Raw genomic sequence first — 22,355 nt, forward strand, 5'->3', positions numbered from 1 at the left:
TATGAGTACCGAGTTATCAATTAAGCCTGAGATACGCGCTATAGTAGACGGTAAAGAGCTTACTCAGGTCCCTGATGACTTATTTATTCCTCCAGATGCTTTAGAGGTGCTACTGGACTCTTTCAGTGGGCCTCTGGATTTACTTTTATATCTGATCCGAAAACAAAATATAGACATACTTAATATCCCTATCGTGAGTATTACCAAACAATACCTTCAATACATCCAGCTTATGGAGTGTCGTCGTTTAGAACTTGCAGCTGATTACTTGCTGATGGCGGCTATGTTAGCAGAAATTAAATCCAGATTATTATTGCCTGTCTCTGCAACTAGTGAAGATGAGGAAGATGAAGATCCACGAATGACATTAGTGAGGAGATTGCAGGCTTATGAACAAATAAAACACGCTGCTGAGCTGCTTGATGGCCTCCCAAGGAAAGAGCGAGACACGTTTTTAATTCAAGTAATGCCTGATGAGCTGGAAACGATAAAAATCCATCCTGAGGTTGAGTTAGCTGAGTTAATTGAGGCGATGAAATCATTATTGCAGCGAGAGGAGCATCTGACTCATCATCAGGTGGCCAAGGAAATCATGTCAGTTCGTGAGCGAATGAGTCAAGTTTTGCTTCAATTACAACAGCATAAAGTTTTAGAATTTAATCAATTATTTACCCTTGAAGAGGGGCGCATGGGGTTAGTCGTTTCATTATTGGCTATTCTTGAATTAGCAAGGCAATCTTTATTGATTATAACGCAAGCTCAGGCATTTTCTCCTATCCACTTGCAGGCGGCATGATATGGATGAAAATGAATTTAAAAATATAGTTGAAGCCATACTTTTAAGCTCTAATGAACCTGTTTCTCTAGAAAAGATGCAGGAAGTTTTTGAAGAAAATCAAAGGCCAACAATAGCGGATTTAAAAAAAGTAATGGCTCACTTGCAGGCTGATTATTCATCACGAGCATTTGAGTTAATTCAAGTTGCAAGCGGTTACCACGTGCAGACCAAAACTGAATATAGTTCTTGGGTATCTCGTATGCAAATTGAAAAACCTGCCAAATACTCACGCGCATTACTTGAAACTTTGGCAATAATTGCTTATAAGCAACCTGTTACCCGTGCTGATATCGAAGAAATACGCGGGGTAGCAGTCAACAGCCAGATAATGAAGACTCTAATGGAAAGAGAGTGGATTCGAATTGCCGGTTATAAAAACGTTCCCGGAAAACCAGCTGTTTATACTACAACTAAAGAATTTTTGAATTATTTTAATCTAAACTATTTAAACGAACTTCCATCCTTACCCGAAGTTTTGGAAACATTGACCGTGCATAATGCAAACCAAACTAATGAAGAGTGTATTACTGAATGAGCAGCGAAAGGTTACAAAAAATATTAAGTCAGGCAGGCCTGGGTTCTCGTCGTGAAATGGAGCGATGGATAGAGAATGGTTGGGTTCAAGTTAATGGTAAGCCCGTAAAACTGGGCGATTCAGCAGGACCACTTGATAAAATTACGGTGAAAGGGAAATTAATTTCCAATCCGCTAAAGATAAAGCAAAATACAAGAATTTTGCTTTATCATAAGCCTGTTGGAGAAATTTCAAGCCGCCATGATCCAAAATTCGATAAGACTGTATTTGATAATTTACCCCATTTAAAACAGGGACGATGGGTGCAGGTGGGGCGATTGGACGTTAATACCTCAGGACTGCTTATTTTTACTACTAATGGTGAGTTGGCTAACCAATTAATGCATCCTAAGTATGGCCTGGAAAGAGAATATGCCGTGAGAGTGCATGGACAAGTAAGTCCGGATGCTTTACGTAATTTGGAGAAGGGAGTAGCTTTGGATGATGGAATGGCTAAATTCACTCGTATAGAGTTTCGCGGCGGTGAAGGATCTAATTCATGGTATCATGTTACTTTGAATGAAGGTCGAAATCGCGAAGTAAGACGCCTTTGGGAGTCTCAAGGCGTTGAGGTAAGTCGTTTAATTAGAATTCGCTATGGAATGCTTTCCATGCCAAGGTTTTTAACCAGAGGCCAGACTTATGAGCTTAATCCCAAACAAGTGACTGAGTTTATAGGTTCACTACCTAAAGAATAAGAATCCCCTGTGCTATTTTCTGAGTCTTATACAGAGCTCTGAAGACCAATTCTTGTTCTACTCCGGCGCCCCGTGGCATGTCCACTAGGGCGTAGGCAAGTGTGCAAAACTGATAAGTACAGGCTCTTATGTTTTAAGCAGCACCACAACGTTTGAGTAAAACCTCCAAAAGCTTAATACCCAAATCGATTTCATCTCGTGTAATCATCAATGAAGGGGCTAGGGTAAATACATTTTTGTAATATCCCCCTATATCCAGAACTAATCCATATTTTTTATTATCAACTTCTAAATCCCCTTTTAAACCTTCATTAAAAATGGCATCTGCCAATTTTCTGTTCGGAGTGTGGCCATCTTCTTCACAAAGCTCAATACGCAATGCCATACCAAGCCCGTCTACATCTCCAATCATCTTCCAGCGTGTCTTCAGTTCTTTAATTTGTTCTAGAAAATAGGCTCCTTGTTCATTGACGTTCTTTTCAATTTTACCATCTGCTAATAACTTCATAACTTCTAATCCTACTGCAGTCCCTAGTGGATTAGATGAATAGGTAGAATGAGTAGAACCAGGAGGAAATTTCTGTGGTGAAATTAAATCTTCTTTAGCCCAGATACCAGAGATGGGATTTAGCCCATTAGTTAATGCTTTACCAAAAACAATAATGTCTGGAGTTACTCCAAAATGTTCGAATGACCAAAATTTTCCAGTGCGATAAAATCCCATTTGTATTTCATCAGCAACAAGTAAAATGTTGTGCTCTTTTAATGTCTTTGCCAATTCTTGAAAATAGCCTGGAGGAGGGATGACATATCCTCCGGTTCCCTGAATAAACTCAATGAAAAAAGCACCGTATTCTGCTTCACCAGCTTTATCATCCCATACCGAGTTGTATTCAGTATCAAACAGTTTTTTAAACTGATTGACACAATACAAACCGCATTTCTCTCTTTTCATCTCATAAGGACAGCGAAAACAATAAGGAAAAGGCTGGAAAAAAGCTCGATCAGAGAAATGCCCATAGCGTCTGCGATATCGATAACTGGAGGTAATACTGGATGCCCCTAAAGTTCTGCCATGATATCCGCCCATAAAGGCAAACATTAAATTCTTTTTCGTTTCATTACGTACCAATTTTAGCGCATCCTCAATTGCTTGAGAGCCACCAACATTAAAGTGAATTCGCCCCTTTTGACCAGTCCGTTCCTCAATGTTTTTACATAAAGCCTCGGCGAGTTCAATTTTCTCCGGATGAAGGTATTGACATGCCAATTGCGGTAAACGATCAATTTGCCTTTTTAATACATCACTCAGTTGTTGGTTTTTATAGCCAAAATTAACTGCTGAATACCACATCTGCAAATCAAGATAGGGAGTTCCATCACTATCATAAAGATAACTTCCATTGCAATCAGCAAAAAACTTGGGAGGATTCGCGTAATGTACCGTGTCTCCATAAGAACAATATTGACTGTCTTTTTTTAAAAGAGAAGGAATATCCATGTCGTTTACCCCATACTAGTTAATTAATATTTATTCTGTTCCACGTCTGAACTGTTTAATGCCCATGAATGCTCGGGTTTCTTCCATTTTTTCATTAATACAACAATGTCCATAAAACTGTTAAATCCATTGAATGGAATGCCCTTACTAATGCAAAAATCTTTTAAGGAATCTTTGGCAAATACAACATCAGCACGCTCGGCAAGGCACATGTCTGATTGCCCATTGCCAATCAATACAATTTTTTTCTTTTGCGTTATACACAAATTTCGACTGACAGAACATTTGCAACAACCTGATTGCTTAATGCAGTTCGACGCATAAGGAAAAGAAATGGAGGCACCTCCCTCTATTATTTTTATTTTATTAGCAAAAACAGGAATATTGTTAATTTGGTGCTTTTCTAGAATCTTACGAATTGGATAATCAATACCATCACTCGCTATGGCAATTGCTCCCAATTTCAGTGCATAGTGGCAAAAATCAATAAAAGACAAATCAATATCAATACTATCCATATAGTTAATTAGTGCTGCTTCTTCCGCTCTAATTAACTCAAATTGACGTTTCATACACTCCATTGAGCTGATTTCATTATTTTTCCATCGCATCTCAATCGCTAAATACTCTTTTGATGCAAATAACTCGAGCATTACATCAATCGTGTCATTAATTGAAATGGTCCCATCAAAATCCACTAAAAATATCATTACTGTTTTACCTTATTCACTGAATGGTGGTTAGTTATTGCTTTTAAGAAAAAGCAGAACTCTCTCGGCGACTTCTTTTTTCTTCTTGTCTAAAGTAATCACGTGATAACAATCTTCTAAGAAGCATAGTTCAATTTCTCGAGAACCAATTTTGCGTTGCACAAAATCTGCATTTCGGGTACTGGCCATATCATCCTCCAAGGAGTGAATAATCAGGGCGGGACAATGGACTTTAGGTAATAACCGAGTAGTATCACGTATTAGTCTATTAACCTCTTTTAAGCTGACTCCAGATATTTTCATAATTCCTACTTGTTCTGAAAAATCCCCAGATTGACTCTGCATTACCACTTCGATTGCCTGCCTGGCTTGCTCATCCTTAATTCCATAAGGTGATTTTTCTTTAAATGAAGCCAAAAATCTTAAGGGTGTATGAATAACCATGGGCATTAAAAGATTGGCTTTGAGTTTTGACATATTCCATCCATCATAAAAAAATAGCGGGCTTAACAAGATAACGCCCGCTAATTTTTTCTGTTGTTCCGCTGCCAGCCGCAAGCCCAATAAACCGCCCACAGATAAGCCGGAAACATAGATTTGATCACAATGCTCCAGAAGCAAATTGTAAGCGTTTAGTACTGAAAGATACCAATCATGGCGATTAGAGCATTTAAAGTCTTTCTCTGAAGCACAGTGGCCAGAAAGTTGAGGTATGGCAACAGTAATATTTGCTTTCCATAAATAATTCCCAAAATCCAGCATTTCACCGGGTGTGCCGCTAAATCCATGTATTAATAAAATTCCTGTTTTGCCTGCTTTTTTAAATATTCCCTTGTTCCCTACGCCATGAGCATAAGGATTAATCGCTTTAGCGGTTACCAATGCACCCGGCTCTTTTGAAAAATACTCAGTTATCATATTGATCGTTGGATAATCCCAGAATAAACCTATTTCAATTTTTTTGCCCAGTAACTGTTCCATTTCGTCAACCAATGCAACAATACCAATAGAGTCAATCCCATACTCGGTTAATGGCCTATCCCCATCAATTGCTTCGGGTTTTAATTGAGTCTGAGCTGCTACCTTATTAATAAGAAAATCTTTTAGATTAATTGGCAGCGGGGCAGCCCCATTTACTGAAATATCAGTCTTTGGTGTTAATAACTGGGTTACATCCCATAGCTTAACCAGCGACAGTTCTCGTTTCAGTAGCAACTCCCGACTTAAGCTTCGCTGGATTTTCCCACTGGTTGTTTTCGGTAATGACTTGGCTTTGATCAAAGCGATCGTATGCACTGGTATTTGATGCTCCTTGGCAATTGCTAAATTAATAGCATGAATAACGGCATCATAATCTGTACCCTCATTTACTTCGCAAACGATAGCTAATTTTTCCTCTTCATCAACCTCAATATTAAATGCAGCAACACACCCATACCTTATTGAAGGATGGGCACCTGATACGGTTACTTCAATATCCTGCGGATAAAAATTTACGCCATGAATAATAATCACATCCTTGATTCGACCACATATAAATAATTGATTATTATAGATAAATCCTAAATCTCCCGTACGTAAGTAATAGGCGTCAGCATCATCATCTACAAGCTTTGCCTGAAATACATCATGGGTTAACTCGGGCTGATGCCAATAGCCTTGCGCTGTACTTTCATTCCATCCTACCCAGATTTCCCCTATCTTGTCCGCTGCCAAAACCTGACGGGCATCGGGGTCTACTATTTTTACATTAAAAACTGGTAGGCCTACGCTAACTAATGATTTACTGTCTTGCTCAGTAGCGGAAACTTCTTTAACCTTCCCTTGCTTTAATAAAGTATTGGAAAAAGAACCAATCGAATAATCATGATTAATTCCTGCACCACAAACAAATACAGAGGACTCAGCCAAACCATAACAGGGACCAAAGCTTTCCCGTTTAAAACCACACCCTACAAAGTAGTTATAAAAACGATCAAACGTTGCTGTATGTATTGGTTCTGCTCCACAAAATGCCATCTGTAATGAACTTAAGTTCAATGAATTTTTCTGATCTTCAGTAATTTTATTAACACAATAATCATAAGAAAAATTAGGTCCACCGGTAATGGTTACCCGATATTTAGTAATAATTTCTAGCCAGGTTAACGGTCTTTTCAGAAAATCAATCGGAGAGAGCAGAATACTAGGCATACCTCCAAAAATAGGGGTAAAGATTCCGCAAATTAGCCCCATATCGTGGTAAGGTGGCAACCAAAAACAACAGATATGGTCCGAACGATTACCACACATTTCTTTATAAATTGTTTCTATGTTATGCACTAAATTTTGATGGGTTAATACAATTCCTTTGGGCTTGCTTGTTGAACCAGAACTGTATTGAAATAACACGTTCTGTTTTGATTCGATTTTTTCAGGCTTATAAGTGTTTTTGGAACGTAATTGATCCGTTGTTATCCATTTTAAATGTTCCACATCCCAATGCGATAATGTGTAAGCTCGCTTCAGTATTCGTTTACCAAGATGTTTCATTAAGGGAATTTTAAATGCTGATTTGGCTCGTTTTAATTGCCTGAATTGATTTGCAAAATTACGAGTACATAATGCCCAATCTGGCTTGGCATCAGTAATAATATGCTGTATCTTTTGTACCATCTTATCAGTTGCTGGTGGATAGGTTAATATGCATATTCCCCCTGCAAACATACACCCAAACATCGCAATAATTAAATCTAATCCTGGAGGATATACAAGTAAAACTCGATCCCCCGGGGTGATCTTCTGTTTTTGCAATTCTGCTGCAACTGCTATTGCCTTATCTCTTAGTTCCTTATAAGTCAAAGTTTGTATGGAGTCTGTCTGAGGCTCAATAAATGTAAAAGCGGTTTTATCAGAAGAGTCTATCGCTCGTAATTCAATAAGTTCGGTTAATGTCTGGATATTTTTATTATCTACAACACCCATTATGAGATTCCTTAAGTTCAGTATCTGATACCAGGGAAGCTCCTTATTTTGATCATTAAGTCCATTATAAGAGCAATTATAGACTATTTATTACAAGTCATCTGTCGTATTGGGTTATTTTTTGGGGTTATACTGGTTTATGTGTCTATGTGGATATAGTTTAAATAACTTATCAGTATATAGGCTAACGATTGGAATGGGGTTAAAGGGAAGGAATAGCCCAATAAGGTTGGACAACAATACAATATTTTGGCACGATAATTTTTTATTTTAATGTAACTCCATTTCACTTTTCTTGCCAGGTTGCGAGGTGATGTTTAATATCTGATGAGTTGAATGTTAGGGTAAATCAGTTATGGCTATTAGTAATACTTTATTAAGCAAGCAGGAAACGAAATGGATATCAGAACAACGCGTAACCCGAGTTTCTGATAACCAGGAGGTATTAATCTATCCAATGGGTGCAGAACGATATTTATCATTGGTTTTATCTGGAGATAAGAAAGGGCGATATGATATCAAGGCTGATATAGAGGGAAAAAACGTTTTAGTCATTCCTGGTTATGGGAATAGTGCTTTCCTGTTTGCTCATGCAGGAGCAAAATCAGTTACGGTCTATGATAAAGATCCCGTCACCATTGCCTGGATAAAAGCATTTAAGAAATATTATCATTATCGAGAGTATGGTTCTCAAGGTCAATCTTATCCTTCAATTGGAGAATTATTGGCAGCACTTACCTGTTGGTATCCACCACTCCTTACTTTACCCTCCGGAGCGCTAAAGAATATTTTATGTTGGGCTCTGAAACCCAAATCATTGAGACGCACTTATATTTATTACATGCTGTCACTAGTTCGTCATGCAATTCAATCCAAGGGAGAAGAGGATTTTGAATTGGATAAAAATATAAAGTTTTATGCTGGTGAGGTGCATCAACTGATAGCTCATAAGGAAAAACAAATTTTCGATACCGCTTTTGTTCCTTACCTGTTAGGCGTTCGAAACGGCATTGAGAGTGAAATTGATATTGTCGATTTTATTAAACAATTGATTAAACTAGTACCTGATGGGCGTATTTTGGTTAGCCCCGCGCGCGATACAAAAGAATTTCATTTTATTGGCCAACGCTATTTTGTCACAACAGGCTATCCAAACATTCAAGCTATTCCAGGACTAAAGCCCTTTGCACTAGGAGGGGATAATGAGTGGTTTAAAACCCAGGGACTCGCAGTGTTCAGCTTACTCAGGTAATAAGTCTATGGCTCAATATTGTAGCGTGGATTACGCGTTGCTCCATAGGAATACCATTTTCTCTCTTTGATAGTCAGATAAAAAAAGTCGTCATTGCGAATATAGTGAAGCAGCCCAGCACCGATTTTCAGCGAAGCATCAGTCAATTGCTTCGCCAAGTCTCGCAATGACGAAATATGCATGCCTCGTGCACACTTACTTATATTTCATGTGACCTTTGGTAATAAAACAGCTTTATATCCCTTTTTTAACGAATTACTGGCATAGTTAGGTAAGTAGTTGAGATTTCATCAGATACTTCGACGGATTTCTTAACGTTTTTTACCGTCCAGAAACGAAATTTTTCATCATTTCCACTGGCAGCGGTTATTAACTGCTCTTTTTGTACCGGATGCTGAGCGGAAAATAGAACTTTATCGGTATGGAGGGTACTACTGTCATCTATAGACAGTTTAGTGCCTTCAATCGACCAACAGGATACACGATTACCGCTATAACCTTCCGCTACAAAAATACCTTGACGATCTAACCAATGAACACCACATATTTGATTATCTATCTTTTTTTGAGCAATAATTTTTCCTGTATCCGTATTCCATACGATTAAGTTTTTATCTTTTGCCCCACCTCCAGTCACAATTCTGTGAGTTGTATTGGGTGAAAAGGCTAATGCCTTTGATGGTGGATTATGCCCTTCAAATTTTAATCGAGGCGCTTTCATTCGACGTGAGTCATAAATTTGTACGCAAGTGTCCGTACTAATCGCCAGGTTATAATGATTAAAAGCCAGGCCGATAAGCATAGCGTTGGGAAAGTTCACTAATGGAGCCTTTTTTTTATGATCGCGTAAATCATAATGAACAAGAGCACCACTGGTTTGTCCAATCATATAAAAACCATTACTCATATCAGAAACTATATTGGTAGTCGTAGAAGTTTCCTGATTTAATCCGATTTGAGTATTTATAAGAGGATCGATGAATTGAATGCTGGAATCTGAACCCGCTCTTGCTAATACTGATAGTGAAGAGTTATAAGCTAAAGCGGTAATTGTTGAGTCCTCAATAGAACCAACTTCAATTTGCTGTGCCTTGCGCTTAATGACATTATAGGAATATAGTTTTGATTCTAATCCAATGTAAATCTGTGTTTCAGTAGCCCAATTGATAGGTTGATAATAATAGTTATTAGATAATCCGGGTGCGTCTAAACACCGTTCGCTACTTAAGGTATAAAAAGTTCGTGGTATTACGTACTTTATAGGTTCCGGGCTAGGCAGTGAAAAACCTAATATGGGGGATTTATGAATCTGTTGATAGGAAACTCCCCAAAGCGCCCTACAGAGTAAATCGCTGTACTTATCTTCTTTATCTTCATCAAAAGTATGATTTAGTTTCGCCTTTTGGAGGCTTAAATCAGTAGAATTTTTAGCCCGATTAGGGATTTCTCTGCTTTGCAGTGGTTGTTGAAAAAAACAGTTTTTATTTTGCATAATATATTGGTTTCATAAAACGGCATAACCTATTATACACAAATAACGAACGAAGTGATCGCATGTTTTGCAGTTAAATTATTTAAATATCAGGGCTAATAAGCGATGGAATTCATAAAGCCATACTCCGCTGGCACCTAATTTGAGCAGTTGGGAGCCTATCCTCAATGGAGGGATGTTACTCACGATAGTAAAGGGCTCCCTTAATATTCCCTTAATAATAACGCAGTACACTGCTGCGGAATTATTTTAATATGAAAAATCACTCCGAGAATCACTCCAATCATAGGATTCATTGATCTAGGGACTCACAGGAAACTAAGCTGTTTTTTCAAATATAATCATCAGGAGAAATTAATGTCAGCAACTCAATCATTAAGTCGAGGATATGGTTCTTTTTTTTGGGGATGCACTAAATTTGCTGTATCACCCTACACCAATACATTTATGGCAATAGCCCGTGAAGGCAATGGCAGAGGGGCAGAAGGTCTTGAAAATGTTGTTGCGGCAGCTGCAGTATGCGGGATTTTGACCTTTGTGGTCCCGGTTTTACCAGTGATTACAACATTTACTTTGGCACTTGCTTCAATTGCGATGTTACTCGCTGCGGCCAGCATGTTTTTGACCTATCCTCTTGCTGTGTTAGCTGACACCTGCGACTCATCTTGGGAAAATGAACTTCAGCTTGGTTTTTAATTTAAACTCAGAGGGTGCTGGGAACTTATCCTGCACCCCGGATTTAGTTAATGAAATGGGGCGCCTGAATTACCGTGTGAGCCATTCATTGATTGCATTTTTAGTTTCTTCAATGACGACACATAACTGCTGGTAGAGCGGTTCAAGAAATTTGACATGTCCGGCTTTACGATATCGTTCGAGATATTGGCAGGCATGCACCAGCTTAGTCGTGCCACAATAAACCAGTCCCCCTTTCATGCGATGGGCGAGCTTTTCGATAGTCTCCCAATCATTTGAACGATGAGCATTTTCTAGTTCCATAATATCATTAGGGATTTCTTGTTCAACCATGGACTTTAAAATATTATTAAGCAAAACTGCATTATTCCCCATATTAGCAAGTGCGCTTTTAGCATTTAATAATGGAAAAGCTTCCAGTTTAAAGAGTTCTTCTTCAGAATCTGGTAAATCTGCACCAAGCTTTTTTGAATTAGCTGTTTTAGCAGATTTAGTTTTTATTGATGAAAAGTTAATAGATGAAAGATAAGTCAATTTAATTTTTTCCAAAATTTCTGGATTCATTGGTTTGGTAAATGCCGCATTCATTCCAGATTGTAAACATTCTTTTTTTATTTTATTCTCTGCGTGAGCAGTTAGTCCAATAATAGGAATAGGTTTTTTATGCTGCTCTTTTTCAAATTCGCGTAATTGATGAGTGAAATCAATACCTGATATGCCAGGAAGCCCCAGATCCGTAATAATTAAATCAAATGATTCTGTTTTGGCTAAATTAAGAGCGCTTTCTCCATCAATAGCACTGCTAAATCGGCAACCAGCTTGAGTTGCAATATTTTCAAGTGTCAGCAGAGCGATGTGATTGTCTTCAACAAGTAATAATCTGGGGGCATTGGCAGGTAATTCAGTTGCAGTAGGGATGGGATCAGTAGATGAAGAGGGTGGTTGAATCTCATCTAACATCTTATCATTGGATGGCACTTCATGGGGTAAGCCATCGCCTATTTTTAGTAACAAGTCAAAATAAAAGGTCGTTCCTGCTCCTGGTGTACTGGTTAACTTGATTTTTCCGCCTAATAAATTGGCATAAGATTGGGCGATGTGAAGACCAAGACCATGCCCTGTATAGACCCCTTTATAGGATGGTGTCACCCGGAAAAATTTATCAAATACTTTATCTTGAAGATCATAGGGAATACCGATGCCGGTATCAGTAACGCTAAAATGAAGCGAAACGTGTGTTTTGCTTTTTTTTAAGAGCTTTACGTCAATTTCAATTTGACCCACTTGAGTAAACTTAATCGCATTACCCAGTAAATTTAATAAAATGCGATGAATTTTAGTATGATCGCTAACCAAACAAGGGGGGATGGTCTCATCCACATGAGTTTTTAAATTAATTCCTTTTGTTAATGTGGATGGACGTTCTAGCTGTAGAATATCCAATATGACTTGATTCAAGTTAAAAGGTTCTTCATGTAAATCAGTCTCATTTACGTTTTCTGCTGAAACAGTATCTAATATCACGTTCAACATATTAAGAAGTTGAGCTCCACTTTCTCCAAGCCATTGGGCATATTGCTTTTGATTTGGATCCTCTACTTTATCTTCAAGTAATTTAGACATGCCCACAACGCCGGTTAAAGGAGTTCGAATATCATGGCTCATATTGGCAATAAATTCAGTTTTTGCGTTGTTAGCAGACTCCAATGCGGCCTGGATTTCTTTAAGATCGGTAATCTCCATTGAATTACCGATAATCCCGTTTAACTTTCCGTTGGGATCACGTAGGGGCATTTTATCTACGATAAAAAATCTCTTTTTTCCATTGGAAAGAGTTACTTCTTCTTCCATCCTGATGGATTGGCCTAAATCCATAACCCGTTTATCGTTTTCACATAATTTTGAGGCTTGGCTTGGCCAGAGTTCGTAGTCAGATTTTCCAATGATATCGCTAGTAGATAATCCAGCTGTTTTAGCCATAAAATCATTACAACCAAGATAGATACCTTCCTTATTTTTCCAGTAAATGCTTCCTGGAACAGCTGAAATAATATCTTGTAAATATTGGGAAATCGTTTTATTTTCTGTTTCGATTTTTTCTTTTTCTAGTGTAATTTTAATCAAGGCATTTTTGATTTCATTGATTGATAAGGCATTGTTGATAATTCCAATCAAATTCCCAGTATCATTAATCAATGGAGCTTTTAGAACGGTAAAATATTGTTTTATTCCAGATGGTAACGATATGGTCTCTTCAAAGCAGTGAGGGCGTCTTGATTCAACAACAATCTTATCATGCTCAATTAGGTTGCGAGCATTATCCCCCCATAAGTCATAGTCTGTTTTACCTACAAGCCTGTTTTTTGAATTAAAACCAAATGATTTTAAAAAGACATCGTTACACCCTAGATAAACGCCATCTATACCTTTCCAATAGATGTTTCCTGGAATGTAATTAGACCAAATATTTAAATATTCTTGTAGCGTATGATCGTCAGTAGGAATGCCTTTATTGTTAAATCCTTTTCCTATAACGATATATTCATCACTATTCATAAGTGAATTATTGATGTTTATTATATTCCATTCGATGTGATCTGAGCCGATATATATTTTTGATTTGTCTTTTAACGCCAAAGATAAGATATTTTCTTTGCCGGATTCTGTGCATAAGAACGAATAGCTTTTGTTTAAAATCTTAGATCGGGGCTGTTTAAAGTAAAGCTCTGCATTGGTATTAAATTCCAAGATTCTATTTTTTTTAGTCATAATGACAATATCAGAGCCCCGCTCAAGAAGAACTGATAATAATAAATTTTCAATACTGTTTTGTTCGTTACTCGAGCTTTTATTCATGTATATTCCGTGAGTCATATAATTATTTTTTCAAAAAATACAAAAATTTAGATAATGTATCTTGATTAATTATGGGGTAAGACTCATTAAAAATATTAAGAGCAACTCGTACGTTTTCATCGTATGAAAATTTACTTTGATTAAAACTTCCTTCCATATTACTTCCTAATCCTCTATATAAAGGTAATAGGTTAAAAAGACTATTGTCTCGTCCTATTTCTTGTAATGAGTGATGCCAGTCTTCTTTATCAATTAATTTTATATTGTGTCCAGAAGAGTTTAAGAATTTGATTATGTTAACCCAACTCACTCGATTTGTATTAGAAAAATTGAATACTTTGTTATTAAAATCGCTTATGGAAGATATTTTCACAATCATTCTGCTTAAGAAGTCAACAGGGAGAATGTTGAACTCAATATCCCAATTTGGCGCACAATTCATTTGAACGCATCCTTCAATGAGCGACAAAAAGTGATTGTTATTAATGGAAATATTCCCTTCTAGGGTACTACCTAATATCCAACCCGGGCGATAAATATTAACGGAATATCCTCTATGAGTTGCCGCAGATAACAATTTTTCTGAAACCCATTTAGTCTGGTTATAGCCATTACCTGGAGGATCCTGTGCTTCAAAGGGAATAAAGTTCTCAATAATATAACCTGTTGGATCGGTAAATTGACTTAAAGCTGAAAGTGTAGATATATAATGAATTTTTTTATTTTTGAACTGGCCTGCAAGCTTTAATAATTCTACAGTACTTTCCACATTCGTTGATTTCAGCATTTCATATGTGTATAAATGATGAACAAATGCTCCATTGTGATAAATTTCATCCAGCTCTTTTGCCAATGAAATAAATACATCTTCTTTAAGACCCAGTTGAGGAGCGGACAAATCTCCTGCTAATGGAATAATGCGTTCATCTACAGAAAAATCAAAACCATATCGTTCAATAGTCTTATCAATCAGTCCTTTTGCATCTAAATCTGATTTTGCTCTAATAAGGCAATATATTTGTAAGTTTTTATTAAGGTAGAGTTCCTTCAATAAGTGAGAACCCAGAAATCCGGTAGCCCCGGTTAGTAATACACTTGTAGATATTCTGTTGATGGACCTATTATTAAGTGGCTTAATTTCTTTGATAAGAATAGTATCATTTAAGAATCTATTATTATAATCCTCATCAATAACATCGTTAAATTTTTTAGAAACCAGCTCGGCAATCGCTTCAATAGTTGGATTTTTAAGAATCACTGAAAAATGCATTTCAAAATTAAAATGATCGCGCAGCATGATGATCAGTTGACTAAGCAATAGTGAGTTTCCACCAATAGTGAAAAAATCATTATGGATACCAACTTTCTCTACCCCAAGTAAGTCAGCCCATAGTTGACATAACTTTTTCTCTATTGCCGTTCTGGGAGGAACATAATCATGGGCATGAATATTGCATTTTAAATCGGGAACTGGTAAAGATTTGCGGTCAATTTTACCATTAATTGTCAGTGGTAAAGAGTTCATCTTAACAAAAAAATTAGGGATCATATAATGAGGCAAGTGTTCACGCAGAGACTCCCTTAACTCGTGCAGATCTATTTTCTTTTCCGATACGAAGTAAGCTACAATAAATTTTTCTAATTTATCATTATGTTGTAGAGAAACAACACACTGAGTGATATCTGCATGGTGCAGAATTTGTGCTTCAATTGCTTCTGGTTCAATTCTAAGCCCACGAATTTTTATCTGATTGTCTACGCGCCCAATATACTCAATAGTCCCTTCCGGTAACCAGCGCACTAAATCTCTTGTTCTATATAACTTATCTTCTTCATTGTCGGAAAACGGATTTGCAATAAAGTATTGATGCGTTAATTTGGGTTGATTTAGATAACCAACAGCTAAAGCATCGCCGCCTATATAGAGTTCACCTATAACTCCTTCTGGAACAAGGTTCAGATTATCATCCAAAATATAGGTTTGAGTATTGGCAATGGGCCTTCCTATATTGATATCATCCGTTTGATCAACAATCCCCATTGTGGCGCATACGGTGGTTTCTGTTGGACCGTACGCATTGATTAAGCATACTTGATTGACCCATAAATCAGCTAATTCTCTTGAGCATGACTCACCCGCGGTCACTATGGTTTCTAATTTATTTATTTTAGAGACTGAAATTGTTTGAAGAATAGATGGAGGTAGAGTGGCAAGAGTAATATTAAATGCATTAATTGTCTCGGCAAGACTTTCTCCAAGTAATACTGTTTTTTCAGAAGGAATGCATAATTTCCCGCCGACTATCAACGTGGAAAATACCTCCCAAATAGATGCATCAAATCCAATTGATGCGAACTGTAATACATTACTTTTAGAATTAATATTTAGTTTTCTAATTTGTTCATGAATTAAATTGATTACGCTGTAATGTTTAATTATCACGCCTTTAGGAACGCCCGTAGTTCCCGATGTGTATAATATGTATGCAATATCGGCGGAAGAAAAATTAGGGATTAGGTTGCCTGTCACACGCTGAGGTAATTTTTTCATTAACTGGCGAACATTAGTTAATTGGGCATGAGCAAGAGATGACTCTTTAAATTTATCGATAAGGCTTTTATTACTTAATACAATTTTCGCTTTTGAATCGCTAATAATGAGTTCTAGACGTTTTATTGGGGTATTACTCACGACCGGTACATATATCGCACCATATTTAATAATGGCTAACATAGAAATTATCCATTCTAGGCTTCGTGGCATAAATACGATGATCGCTTCTTGGTGTTTCACCTTAATTTCAGAAAAATAATCAACCAGACTGTTCACTTTATCGTTTAATTCACTGTATGTTAAACAGGAATGCTCGAATTGAATTGCGACTTCATCGGCATATTGATAAGAGGACTCATCCAACAGTAAGCCAATATTTTTTTCTTTGGGATAAGTTATTTTTGTATTGTTCCAGTCCACTAGTAACTTCTGTCTTTCCTGGGGGGGCAGCAGAGGTAAGGCCTTTATCGGGCTATTTCTATCTTTGGTAATAGCATTCATTAGTACAGCAAAATGTTGGGCGCTATTAGCAATGAAGTTCAAGAGATTATTATTGGAGTGGGATGAAAATTTTTTTACATACCATTCCAATCGTTGGTTTGACAATGATATTTTTAAGATGCAAATAGAATCAGAAATTAACTCGTCGGCTTTGGTGTTTGTATTTTCTTCAATGATAATAGAGATTGGAATAAAGGGCGAAAGGCCAGCAAGAGATTGATATCTATAGAAAATATCTTTTAAAAACGTATTCTTACTTTTAATTATTTCAAGTTGTTTGCAAACCAGCGTAAATGCTTGAGCGAAACTAAAATCATCTTCAAATTGAACAAAAAATGGCACTTCAGCCGAAAAAAAATGTCCAAATTTATTCAAATGATTCATGTTTGAGTAGCTTAAAGCCACCCCTAAATTTTTTTTGTTACCAAGGCGATAAAGATATATTAACCATAAGGTCAGTAATGTTTTCTCAAAATCATCTGTCCCGATTCCTGATTCGTCATTATTAATAGAATAGGTACTAACTAATTCGTAAGTGCCGGCCTCATGAGACGTGAATTGATTAATAAAAGGCACTTCTGCAGGTTCAAAACTTGTCAGCTTGTTTATCCAAAATTGCTCATTTTTGCTCACATCCTCACTTATTGATTTGAATTGATCGAAGTCCGAAGGATTCATAAATTGAAGGGAGCTTCCTGCTTTAATATGATGAGTATTAATTAACTCTTCAAAAGAGCACTCAACTCCATACAATGTATTGATTTTTAATAAAATAATATCTTTTGTTGTAGTGGCTACTCGCCAAAACGATGGATTAATTTCATTAATCGTGCCAGGAGCGTTTTTTGAGGTTTCAGTGCATATTTTTAGTTCAGAAACAATATAATTGGAATCATGTAATTTAATCTTTAGGACCCCAAGTGAATTGTCGTAGACTCCCATATACAGGGCGCGAAATTGCCGCTCAATATCCTCAGCAGGTCTATTCCAGTCAATTAAGCCGTTGCCTATAGTTTTGGAATTTAAACCATAATAAGAACGTTGGCTGGTATCTTGTTTGGATCTTTTTAAGGTATCGTTATTGATATCTGTAATTAACTTGTTAAATAAGGTTAAAGCATGTTGGTAGCATTTATGATTTAAGGTGAGCGCGGTTTCATGTTCATCAATTTCAAAGACTGTTTGTTTTAATATATCACCACCATCGATTACTTCGCTAATAACATGCCAGGTCACTCCATGGCTCTTTTCGCCATTTAGTATGGCCCAACTTGTAGCATTAACTCCTGCATATTTAGGCAATGGGCTGTGGTGATAGTTTATTGCTAATTTTTTTGCTTTATCTATTAACTTATTCGGAATAATCTTACTGTTTACAATACTAAATAAATAGTCAATTTCTTCTTCGTTTAAAATGGACTCTGCCTCGTCCATAGATTTAAATGCAGGAATATTATTCTCAACAGCCCATTCTCTGACTTTTGAAAAAGGAGAAGTTATTCCAATAATTGTATATTGATTGTGAATCAATATCTCAGCGCATTTTATGAGTAAATAATCTTCACCAATAAGAAAACAACTCGTTTTTTTATTTTTTTGTAATTTGGGGGAGGATCCTGGTTTCATAATTATTCCGGTTTTTTTCTGCACCGTCCTTATAAACAATAGTAACGGGAGTTCAATTTAGTCAAATTACGCATCCTGCCGCATAAATTAATGAATGCACTTTTTTATATTTATTTCTCTACATTATACAGCATTTATATTTTTTTTGTTCTTAATGGCGTATTTGTTTGCACAAATTCAAAGTCACTCTATTTAGTACCTATTCTAAAATAAAAAATGACCTTTATTTAATCAAAAAGCCACCTTTATCTATGCTTAAAATCAACTAGTCATGACAAAAGTGAGGCTTATGTGATATTCTTTAACAATTTGCATCTCATTGATTACAATGTTGATTTTTTTTCCATTATATGCATTTGAATGCAGATAGCAAAGTAAAAATGAGTTAAATTTGTATAATGTGATAGTTTTATGAGAATATTTCAATGAAAAGAGTTAAATCAAGGCCAGATCCTGCTCCTCAAAAGTGCCAAATTGTTAATTTAAGTCATGATGGGAAAGGGGTGGCACGCATCAACGGAAAAGCAACCTTTATCCAGGGAGCCTTGCCTGAGGAAACCGTTGAATTTCAATATACTCGTGTAAAAAAAGATTTTGATGAGGGGCGATTATTATCCGTTATTGAGCCTTCTTCATTGCGGGTGGAGCCACGATGTCCTCATTATCAGATGTGTGGAGGGTGCTCCCTGCAACATATGAGTGAAGACAAACAAATTCATTTTAAGCAAGATCAGCTTTTAGATTTGTTATCTCGCTTTGGTCATACTGAACCCCAGGAAGTTTTACCTCCGTTAACCAGTACTTATTGGCATTACAGAAACAAAGCACGTTTAAGCGTTCGCTTTGTAGAAAAAAAACAAACCGCCATGGTTGGATTTCGAGAGCGAAATAATCCTCGATATATTACCGAAATTACTCAATGTCCCGTTTTGAATGCCAAACTTGACGCAGATATAATCCCTTTAAGGCATTTAATAGATGCAATGGAAGATAAGCATTGTATTGCCCAGATAGAAGTTGCCGCTGGCGATAATGAAATAGGACTTATTTTTCGTAATTTAACGCCATTAACTGCCAATGATGAATTGAAAATTCAACAATTTGCTGAGCAATATCAATATAAAATATTTCTTCAGCCAAGTGGTCCCGATAGTGTTTATTGTTTTTATCCACCTAACTCAGGTGAGTATTTAACTTATAATTTACCTGATTATAAAATTACCTTTCAATTTCACCCAACTGACTTTACTCAGGTGAATGCGGAGCTGAATCGTTCTATGGTAAAACTGGCTTTACAGCTTATGGACTTAAAAAGTTCAGATATAGTGCTAGACTTATTTTGTGGGTTAGGTAATTTTTCACTTCCCATGGCTCAATTTTGCTCTAAAGTTGTTGGTGTTGAAGGCAGTAAAACCATGGTTGAAAGAGCTTACATGAATGCAAAAGCGAATCATCTGGAGAATGTAGATTTTTATGCTTCTAATTTAGACGACATCACGGAAGTTAATAATCTGGTCCAACAATCTTTTAATAAAGTATTAATTGACCCTCCCCGATCGGGTGCTCTGGAAATTGTAAAGCAGATTGATTCACTTAATCCCGAACGGATTGTATATGTATCTTGTAATCCAGTAACATTAGCCAGAGATACAGATATATTAGTAAATCAAAAAGGTTATGTTTTGGTAAAGGCTGGGGTTATGGATATGTTTCCCCATACAGCGCATGTTGAATCTATAGCCTTGTTTGAAAAAGGATAAAACTCATGGTTAGAGTAAAAGATACCACTCCATTGTCTTCTGATGGCAGTATTGATCTAGAGATGTGGCTACACCAGCTTGGCTCAAAAGGATACTTAGAAAATCTTGAGCTTATTCGTAATGCCTGCACCTTAAGTCAATTAGCGGGACAAGAGCATGCAACAGAAACGGGACAAACTTGTTTACAACAAGGTCTGTCTATGGCTGACTTGCTCGCTGATCTCGAAGTGGATCAAGAAACTATAGCCGCCTCAATCATCTTTGAAAATGTTCATTATGCCGGTCTATCTATTGACGATGTAGAAGAGCAGCTGGGACACAATATCGCCAAATTGGTCAAAGGCATAGAAAAAATGAGTGCCATGAACAATTTTCAGGTATTAAATAAATACCCCCAAAATAAACATCAAATTGATAATATTCGCAAAATGCTCTTGGCCATGGTTGATGATGTTCGTGTGGTATTAATTAAATTAGCAGAGCGTTTGTGTATTTTAAGAACAGCAGGTCATTTACCTGAAACGATACGGAAACAGCTGGCTACAGAAGCCATGGAAATTTATGCCCCGTTGGCTAACAGGTTAGGAATTGGTGCTATTAAGTGGGAAATGGAGGATCTGGCTTTTCGTTACTTACATCCAGATGAGTACAAAGCCATAGCCAAGGGGCTTAAAGCTAAACGATTGGATAGAGATAATTTTGTTAATAAGATTGTCGATCAACTGAATAATCAAATTAAGACCATCGGTGCCCACCATTTTGCTGTTTATGGCCGATCAAAACATATTCATAGCATTGCTAAAAAAATGCAGCGTAAAAATGTATCGCTTGATGAAATCTATGATGCAACTGCGGTGCGGGTATTGGTAGATACTGAAATTCAATGCTATGAAGTATTGGGAATGGTTCATACTTTATGGAAGCAAATCCCCGCAGAGTTTGATGATTACATCTTTAATCCAAAACCCAATGGATATCAATCATTGCATACGGCTGTAGAAGGGCCGGAAGGACGTGTGTTTGAAGTACAAATCAGAACGTTCCACATGCATGATTTGGCTGAAATGGGCGTTGCCGCGCACTGGAAATATAAAGAAGGCTCGGCCCAACAAAAAGAAAGTCATGAACGTAAAATTGAATGGTTGCGTGACGTATTGGCTTGGCATCAGGAAATGGCTGCTAACAAGGGCGTTGCCGAGAGTATCGCTACAGAGTTTCTTGAAGATAGAGTTTATGTCTTTACTCCAGATGGAGATGTGCTCGATATGCAACAAGGGGTGACTCCTCTGGATTTTGCTTATCATGTTCATAGTGATTTAGGGCATCGATGTCGTGGGGCTAAAATAAATGGAACCATTGTCCCCCTAACTTATCAGTTAAAAACGGGCGACAAAGTCGAGGTGCTGACAGGTAAAGAAATTAAACCCTCTCGCGATTGGATTAATCCCCATTTGAATTATTTAAAAACAGCCAGGGCCAAAGCTAAAGTATTGCATTGGTTTAAGATGCAGGATTACGACAAAAATGTTCAAGATGGTCGTGAGTTACTAGAAAAAGAATTAAAATCTTTGGGAATAAAATCAGATAAATTAAATGATGTTGCTATCTTGTTGCATTTCAAAAAAACAGATGATCTGTACGCAAGTTTAGGGCGCGGTGATATTAAAATGGGGCAGGTGGTTAATCGTCTTGCTCCCCCGGAAACCTCCGAGCAGAATATTCTGAAATTTGTTAAACCTCAGCAAAAACAACCTGAAGTCACCGGTAGCGATTTAAAAATTGAAGGAGTGGGTAATTTACTTACTTTTATGGCCAGATGCTGTCAACCTGTACCAGGAGACGAGGTAATTGGCTATATTACGATTGGGCGCGGGGTTTCAGTGCATAGACAAGATTGTCCCAATATTCTTCATGCCAGCGAAAAGCAGAAACAACGGTTTTTACAAGTAAACTGGGGTAGTTCTACACGGGAAAATTATGTGGTTGACGTCTTGATTAAGGCTTTTGATCGAGCGGAATTATTAAAAGATGTTACTTCCTTGCTGTCTAACGAAAAAGCACATGTTTACGCGTTACAGACTAATAGTAACAAGCATGAAAATATGACATACATCAATTTAACCGTTGAAATAGATGGATTAAATAGTTTATCTCGGTTACTGGCAAAGTTAGAGCAAATACCCAATGTATTAGAGGCTAGAAGGCAGCTTTAAAGAGCCAGCTCTTTCCACCTTATCTCGACGAAGTGAGGGGGCTTCATATGTTGGTACCGCGCTCTTGTCAGGAGAACTGTCACATTGTTCGAGATGACGTATTCAACCGTCATCCAGAAT

Annotated in this window: 14 protein-coding genes; 7 read left to right on the top strand and 7 right to left on the bottom strand. The window is 37.0% G+C overall.

The window, feature by feature from the left end; all coding sequences use genetic code 11:
* Nucleotide 1: 1 nt before the first annotated feature.
* Genes LOX96_RS09210 through rluB form a run of 3 tightly spaced genes read left to right on the top strand, consistent with a single transcriptional unit; the run spans nt 2 to nt 2,110 of the window.
* A complete protein-coding gene (locus LOX96_RS09210; RefSeq protein WP_250421174.1) occupies nt 2-796 on the top strand; it encodes a segregation and condensation protein A in 795 nt (264 codons plus the stop codon).
* 1 nt (nt 797) lies between these two features.
* Nucleotides 798-1,373 carry an SMC-Scp complex subunit ScpB gene (gene scpB / locus LOX96_RS09215; RefSeq protein ID WP_250421175.1) on the top strand — a complete coding sequence of 192 codons (576 nt, stop codon included), beginning with the start codon at nt 798-800 and terminating at the stop codon, nt 1,371-1,373.
* A complete protein-coding gene (rluB, locus tag LOX96_RS09220; RefSeq protein WP_250421176.1) occupies nt 1,370-2,110 on the top strand; it encodes a 23S rRNA pseudouridine(2605) synthase RluB in 741 nt (246 codons plus the stop codon). Before scpB ends, rluB begins: the two co-directional genes overlap by 4 nt.
* A 133-nt stretch (nt 2,111-2,243) precedes the next feature.
* Here the strand turns inward: rluB and LOX96_RS09225 are convergent, their stop codons facing one another.
* From LOX96_RS09225 to LOX96_RS09235, 3 genes are read right to left on the bottom strand one after another with little or no spacing between them, the layout of a single operon-like run.
* Nucleotides 2,244-3,611, bottom strand: a complete 1,368-nt coding sequence (locus tag LOX96_RS09225; protein WP_250421177.1) for an aspartate aminotransferase family protein — start codon at nt 3,609-3,611, stop codon at nt 2,244-2,246.
* A gap of 23 nt (nt 3,612-3,634) precedes the next feature.
* Nucleotides 3,635-4,321: an MtnX-like HAD-IB family phosphatase gene (locus tag LOX96_RS09230; RefSeq protein WP_250421178.1), complete on the bottom strand. Its 687-nt coding sequence runs from the start codon at nt 4,319-4,321 to the stop codon at nt 3,635-3,637.
* 30 nt (nt 4,322-4,351) lie between these two features.
* Nucleotides 4,352-7,285, bottom strand: a complete 2,934-nt coding sequence (locus tag LOX96_RS09235) for an alpha/beta fold hydrolase (protein WP_250421179.1) — start codon at nt 7,283-7,285, stop codon at nt 4,352-4,354.
* A gap of 355 nt (nt 7,286-7,640) precedes the next feature.
* Here LOX96_RS09235 and LOX96_RS09240 point away from each other — a divergent pair, with 355 nt between their 5' ends.
* Complete coding sequence (locus LOX96_RS09240) at nt 7,641-8,537, top strand: ABC transporter permease (RefSeq protein WP_250421180.1); 897 nt, start codon at nt 7,641-7,643, stop codon at nt 8,535-8,537.
* A gap of 5 nt (nt 8,538-8,542) precedes the next feature.
* On the opposite strand, the gene LOX96_RS09245 is transcribed toward LOX96_RS09240, so the two are convergent.
* On the bottom strand, nt 8,543-8,719 hold the full coding sequence (locus tag LOX96_RS09245; protein ID WP_250421181.1) for a hypothetical protein: 177 nt from the start codon (nt 8,717-8,719) through the stop codon (nt 8,543-8,545).
* Nucleotides 8,720-8,784: 65 nt separating this feature from the next.
* On the bottom strand, nt 8,785-10,029 hold the full coding sequence (locus LOX96_RS09250) for a WD40 repeat domain-containing protein (RefSeq protein ID WP_250421182.1): 1,245 nt from the start codon (nt 10,027-10,029) through the stop codon (nt 8,785-8,787).
* Between the two features lie 357 nt (nt 10,030-10,386).
* Between LOX96_RS09250 and LOX96_RS09255 the strand changes: the two genes are divergently transcribed.
* Nucleotides 10,387-10,725 carry a hypothetical protein gene (locus LOX96_RS09255; protein ID WP_250421183.1) on the top strand — a complete coding sequence of 113 codons (339 nt, stop codon included), beginning with the start codon at nt 10,387-10,389 and terminating at the stop codon, nt 10,723-10,725.
* Nucleotides 10,726-10,794: 69 nt separating this feature from the next.
* Here the strand turns inward: LOX96_RS09255 and LOX96_RS09260 are convergent, their stop codons facing one another.
* Together LOX96_RS09260 and LOX96_RS09265 are read right to left on the bottom strand one after the other, a co-directional pair.
* Nucleotides 10,795-13,494, bottom strand: coding sequence for a PAS domain-containing hybrid sensor histidine kinase/response regulator (locus LOX96_RS09260; protein WP_250421184.1), 2,700 nt, complete (start codon nt 13,492-13,494; stop codon nt 10,795-10,797).
* Nucleotides 13,495-13,603: 109 nt separating this feature from the next.
* Complete coding sequence (locus LOX96_RS09265; protein WP_250421185.1) at nt 13,604-18,262, bottom strand: amino acid adenylation domain-containing protein; 4,659 nt, start codon at nt 18,260-18,262, stop codon at nt 13,604-13,606.
* Between the two features lie 425 nt (nt 18,263-18,687).
* Here LOX96_RS09265 and rlmD point away from each other — a divergent pair, with 425 nt between their 5' ends.
* Together rlmD and relA are read left to right on the top strand one after the other, a co-directional pair.
* Nucleotides 18,688-20,022 carry a 23S rRNA (uracil(1939)-C(5))-methyltransferase RlmD gene (gene rlmD / locus LOX96_RS09270; RefSeq protein ID WP_250421186.1) on the top strand — a complete coding sequence of 445 codons (1,335 nt, stop codon included), beginning with the start codon at nt 18,688-18,690 and terminating at the stop codon, nt 20,020-20,022.
* Between the two features lie 5 nt (nt 20,023-20,027).
* The gene (gene relA, locus LOX96_RS09275; protein ID WP_250421187.1) at nt 20,028-22,235 is read left to right on the top strand and encodes a GTP diphosphokinase; all 2,208 of its coding nucleotides are present in this window, start codon (nt 20,028-20,030) and stop codon (nt 22,233-22,235) included.
* Nucleotides 22,236-22,355: the final 120 nt, after the last annotated feature.

This window comes from Legionella maioricensis (assembly GCF_023618015.1).
In the GTDB taxonomy this organism is placed as follows: domain Bacteria; phylum Pseudomonadota; class Gammaproteobacteria; order Legionellales; family Legionellaceae; genus Legionella; species Legionella maioricensis.